Here is a 4592-nt window from a genome sequence, read left to right on the forward strand (position 1 = left end):
GCGGAGTCGACATCGCGATCAACACCGTCGGCAAGGTGCTGCGCAAGCCGATCATGGAAACCACTGAATCCGAATATGATTCGATGTTCGACATCAACGCCAAGGCGGCCTACTTCTTTCTACAGCAGGCCGGCAAGCGGCTCAACGACAACGGGTCGGTGGTGACAATCGTGACCGCGCTGCTGGGCGCGTTCACCGACGGCTAGTCCACCTATGCGGGCTCCAAGAGCCCGGTGGAGCACTTCACCCGGGCGGCGGCCAAAGAGTTCGGGGTACGCGGCATCAACGTCAACAGCGTGGCCCCCGGCCCGATGGACACTCCTTTCTTCTATCCGCAGGAAACACCGGAGCGGGTGGAATTCCACAAGTCGCAGGGGATGGGCAATCGGCTGACCCGGATCGAGGACATCGCGCCGCTGGTGGTGTTCCTTGCCGACGGCGGCCACTGGATCACCGGGCAGACCATCTTCGCCAACGGCGGTTACACCACGCGATAGCGCAGACCCGCGTAGCGGTTGGCGCCATTGAGACGAGTGCATATCATATATGATAATATTGCGCAGATGGCGTATACCTTCGATGACGTCCTGCGGTCGGCGGCGCGACTCCAAGAACTCGTTCCCGACGCCGTCCTCGTTGGTGGTTCGGCCGCAGTGCTGTATGCCCGGCACCGCACCTCCTACGACCACGACCACGTCGTCGCAGATTTGGCGCAGCGATTCGACGCTGTCCTCGGTGCGCTGGAAGCCGACCCCGACTGGGTCCTCAACCGGGCCGTTCCAGGGAAGATCCTGCTCGGAAGTCTCGGTGAAATCGAGGCTGGTATTCGCCAACTCATTCGCAGGCGCCCGCTGGAGACGCAGGTCGTCGACGTCCCCGGCGACGGGACGGTGGTCGCGCCGACGCCGGAGGAGACGTTGCGCATTAAGGCGTACCTGCTGGCGAAGCGTAACCAGGCCAGAGACTACATCGATGTGGCCGCATTAGCAGATCGGTTCGGAATCGACTGGGCTGCAGCGACACTGGCCGATATCGATGCTTTCTATGAGGAAGGAAGCTCCGGTGAGAGCGCCGTGGCGTCGCAAGTCCTGCGTCAGCTTGGCCAGCCGCGGCCACAGGATTCACGGACAACGGCCCACCTCGGCGGGTACAAGGAACTCACTTCGAAATGGCAGTCTTGGCCTGCGGTCGTTGCGCAGTGCCAGGCGATCGCCGACGCGATGATCGGTTAAACGGCACAGATGCGTACGCTGCGGTTTCGAAACATCGACGTCACCCCTGACGACCCGGTCGAACGCTGGGGGGTGGAAGGCATCCTGGCAGCGATCGACCGTGGATCGCTGCAGCACTGGCGGCGCATTGCCGCCGCGGTTCGCGAGAATCCGCGCGGTGCTGTCGCAGCCGATGTGGAGCAGGCCCTCAAGCTTGCCGAAGACGTTGGGGTCGCCGCCACATTCCGGCGCATGCTCGTCCGCGCTCGCGGTGACGCCGATGCGCTGGCACGCGCCGAGGTGCAGCGACGCCTGCGGAGCCTGGTGAGCGACTCGGGGCTGACGGCCACCCAGTTCGCCCAGCGGTTGGGCACGTCGGCATCCCGGATGTCGACGTATTTGAGCGGCAAGGTGATGCCTTCGGCGGCATTGCTGGTACGCAGTGAGACCGTCGCCAAGAACGCACGGGCGTGTAAACGGTGACCGCCAAGTCCGGTGTAGGGGTGGCCGCTCGCTGGTGCCGTAGAACTACAGCGGGATGTTCTTGTGCCGGCCGCGCCGCGCCGGTGCCTCGGCCAGCGCCTCGGTCAGCTTGCTGCGGGTGCGCGCCGGGTTGATCTTCTCGTCGACGACGCCGATGTCGATGGCGGCATCCACCCCGCCGGCCATCCGCTCGTGTTCGGTAGCCAACTGCTCGTGCAGTGTCTCCCGCTCGTGGTCGGGCGCGGCGGCCAGTGTCTTCTTGTGAAGGATGCCGACCGCGGCCTTGGCACCCATCACCGCGACCTCGGCGTCCGGCCAGGCGAACACCTTGGTGGCCCCCAGTGAGCGGGAGTTCATCGCAATGTAGGCGCCGCCGTAGATCTTTCGGGTCACGAGGGTCACCCGGGGCACGGTGGCCTCACCGAAAGCGTGCAGCAGCTTGGCGCCGCGGCGCACCACGCCGCCCCACTCCTGGTCGACACCGGGCAGATATCCCGGGACGTCGACGACGACCACCAGCGGAATCCCGAACGCATCGCAGAGCCGCACGAAACGCGCTGCCTTCTCCGCGCTTTCAGAGTTCAGGCAGCCGCCAAGCCGCAGCGGGTTGTTGGCCAGCACCCCTACGGTCCGCCCGGCCAGCCGGCCCATGCCGACGACCATGGACGGCGCCCATTTGGCCTGAAACTCCTCGAACGGACAGTCATCGAGCAACGCGGTCACGATCGGGTGCACGTCGTAGGCACGCCGCGCCGATTCCGGCAGCAGCGCGTGCAGGTCGACATCGCCGGCTTCGGCCTTGGCACGGTCGAAATGGCCCTGTTGGCAAAACAATCCGACCAGCCGGCGCCCGCGTTCGTAGGCGTCGAGTTCGTCGTCGGCGACGATGTGGCACACCCCGGACTTGCGGTGGTGCGTCTCGGGGCCGCCCAGCGACGCCATATCGACATCCTCACCGGTGACGCTGCGCACCACGTCGGGCCCGGTGACGAACACCCGGCTCTCCGGCGCCATCACGATGACGTCGGTCAGCGCCGGCCCGTAGGCGGCGCCGCCCGCGGCGAAGCCGACCACCACCGAGATCTGCGGGATATACCCGGACGCGCGGATCATCGCTTCGAAGACCGTCCCGACCGCGTGCAGTGCGCGCACCCCTTCAGCCAGCCGCGCCCCGCCGGAATGCCAGATGCCCACGATCGGGCTCTGCTCGGCGATCGCGGTGTCGTAGGCATTGACGATCTGCGCACAGCCGTCCACGCCCATTGCACCGCCCATGACGGTGCCGTCGGTGCAGAACGCGATGGTGCGTACCCCGCCCACGGTGCCGGCGGCGGCCAGCACCCCGGACCGGCCACGCTCGTGCAGCAGTTCCACGCTGCCGTCGTCGAAGAACGTGTACAGGCGCAACAGCGGGTCGCGCGGGTCGAGTGATTCGCCAACAGTCTCGCCGACCACGGTCGTCATCGTCGGTCTCCTCCCCGATTGTTGCTGGACTCGCTGCCGGGCATCAGTACCGGCCGAACGCGAGTGAGACGTTGTGCCCGCCGAACCCGAACGAGTTGTTGAGCGCGTAATGGTAGTTGCCCGGCCGCGGCTCATCTGCCACCACATCCAGGTCGATCTCCGGATCGAGGTTGACCAGGTTCAGGGTCGGCGGGATGACCTGATCACGCAGGGCCAGCACGGTCAGGATGGACTCCACCGCGCCGACCGCGCCGACCGAATGACCCAGCGCGGATTTGGGTGCGTACACCGCCGCGTGTCCGCCGTGCGGGCCGAGCGCGTGGTTGATCGCCTGGCCCTCGGCGACGTCGCCGAGGGAAGTCCCGGTGGCGTGGGCGTTGACGTGGTCGATGTCGTCCGGTGTCAGTTCGGCGAGTCGGATCGCCCGGGTCATGGCGTAGCCGGCCCGTTCGCCGTTGGGATCCGGCGCCACGATGTGGAAGCCGTCGGAGGTGATGGAGGCCCCCATCAGCCGGGCGATGATGTTGGCGCCGCGCGCCTTGGCGTGCTCCTCGGTCTCGATCACCATCAGCGCGCCCGCTTCGCCGAACACGAAGCCGTTGCGGTCACGGTCGAACGGGCGACAGGCGCCCGCCGGGTCGTCGTTGGTGGTGGACAGCACGATGCGCATCTGTGCGAACGCCGCGATCGGGATCGCTTCGATCTGGGTTTCCACTCCGCCGCAGATCGCGATGTCGGCCTCGTCGAGCATGATGCTGCGCCACGCACGGGCGATGGCTTCCGAGCCGGACGCGCACGCCGACACCGGGGTGAGCACCCCGGCCTTGGCGTGCCGGTCCAGCCCCACCGCCGCCGCGGCACCATTGGGCATGTACTTCTGCACGACGACCGGTGAGACGGCTCGCAGGCCACGCGCTTTGAAAGCGTCCCAGTTGAAGATCAGTTCCTCGGTGGAGCCCATCCCGGTGCCGATGGACACCATCAGGCGCGTGGTGTCGACCTCGGGTGTGCCGGCGTTCTCCCAGGCGCGGCGGCCGAGCTGGGTGGACATCTTCTGCAGATACGACAGCCTGCGTAGCTCGGTCTTGTTCAGGCCGGCGTCGAACGACTCCGCCTTCTCGATCAGGTGGCCGCCGATGCGGACCGGCAGGTCGTACTCCTCGACGAATGGGTCGGTGAGCTTGCGGATCCCGCTCTGGCCATCCAGCAACATCTTCCAGGTGGTCTCCGCGTCGGCGGCCAGGGCGGTCGTCATGGCGAGACCGGTGACGACGACGTCGGGGAATCTGTCCTTGAGGGCCAGCGTGGACATTGGTGCGAGCTTTCCTTCTCCCGGTCCGGCCTCAGTAGCGTCCGAACGCTAGCGCGACGTTGTGGCCACCGAAACCGAACGAATTGTTGATGGCGTAGGAGTATTCGCCGTAGCGGGGTTCC

General features: G+C 66.6%; 5 protein-coding genes and 1 pseudogene. 3 read left to right on the forward strand and 3 right to left on the reverse strand.

From position 1 onward, the window contains the following. The 3 genes and pseudogenes from AC2VON_RS22525 to AC2VON_RS22535 all read left to right on the forward strand — a co-directional run. Positions 1 to 497, forward strand: a pseudogene (locus tag AC2VON_RS22525) (SDR family oxidoreductase); the annotation flags it as partial. A gap of 66 nt (positions 498 to 563) precedes the next feature. Next, a complete protein-coding gene (locus tag AC2VON_RS22530; protein ID WP_486954857.1) occupies positions 564 to 1232 on the forward strand; it encodes a nucleotidyl transferase AbiEii/AbiGii toxin family protein in 669 nt (222 codons plus the stop codon). A 9-nt stretch (positions 1233 to 1241) separates the two neighbouring features. Beyond that, on the forward strand, positions 1242 to 1694 hold the full coding sequence (locus AC2VON_RS22535; RefSeq protein ID WP_486954858.1) for a helix-turn-helix domain-containing protein: 453 nt from the start codon (positions 1242 to 1244) through the stop codon (positions 1692 to 1694). Between the two features lie 45 nt (positions 1695 to 1739). Here AC2VON_RS22535 and AC2VON_RS22540 read toward each other — a convergent pair whose 3' ends face one another. From AC2VON_RS22540 to AC2VON_RS22550, 3 genes are all read right to left on the reverse strand, one after another. After that, complete coding sequence (locus AC2VON_RS22540) at positions 1740 to 3158, reverse strand: acyl-CoA carboxylase subunit beta (protein WP_486954859.1); 1419 nt, start codon at positions 3156 to 3158, stop codon at positions 1740 to 1742. A 43-nt stretch (positions 3159 to 3201) separates the two neighbouring features. After that, on the reverse strand, positions 3202 to 4470 hold the full coding sequence (kasB, locus tag AC2VON_RS22545) for a 3-oxoacyl-ACP synthase KasB (protein ID WP_486954860.1): 1269 nt from the start codon (positions 4468 to 4470) through the stop codon (positions 3202 to 3204). A gap of 31 nt (positions 4471 to 4501) precedes the next feature. Beyond that, the coding region (locus AC2VON_RS22550) for a hypothetical protein (protein ID WP_486954861.1) at positions 4502 to 4592 on the reverse strand (91 nt) is incomplete at its 5' end.

It is taken from the genome of Mycobacterium sp. TH-M82, from assembly GCF_057473605.1.

What these genes read in the sequence shown, in the direction of transcription:
- AC2VON_RS22530 (WP_486954857.1), top strand. Translation starts at nt 564, where the DNA reads ATGGCGTATACCTTCGATGACGTCCTGCGGTCGGCGGCGCGACTCCAA.
- AC2VON_RS22535 (WP_486954858.1), top strand. Translation starts at nt 1,242, where the DNA reads ATGCGTACGCTGCGGTTTCGAAACATCGACGTCACCCCTGACGACCCG.
- AC2VON_RS22540 (WP_486954859.1), bottom strand. Translation starts at nt 3,158, where the DNA reads ATGACGACCGTGGTCGGCGAGACTGTTGGCGAATCACTCGACCCGCGC.
- kasB (WP_486954860.1), bottom strand. Translation starts at nt 4,470, where the DNA reads ATGTCCACGCTGGCCCTCAAGGACAGATTCCCCGACGTCGTCGTCACC.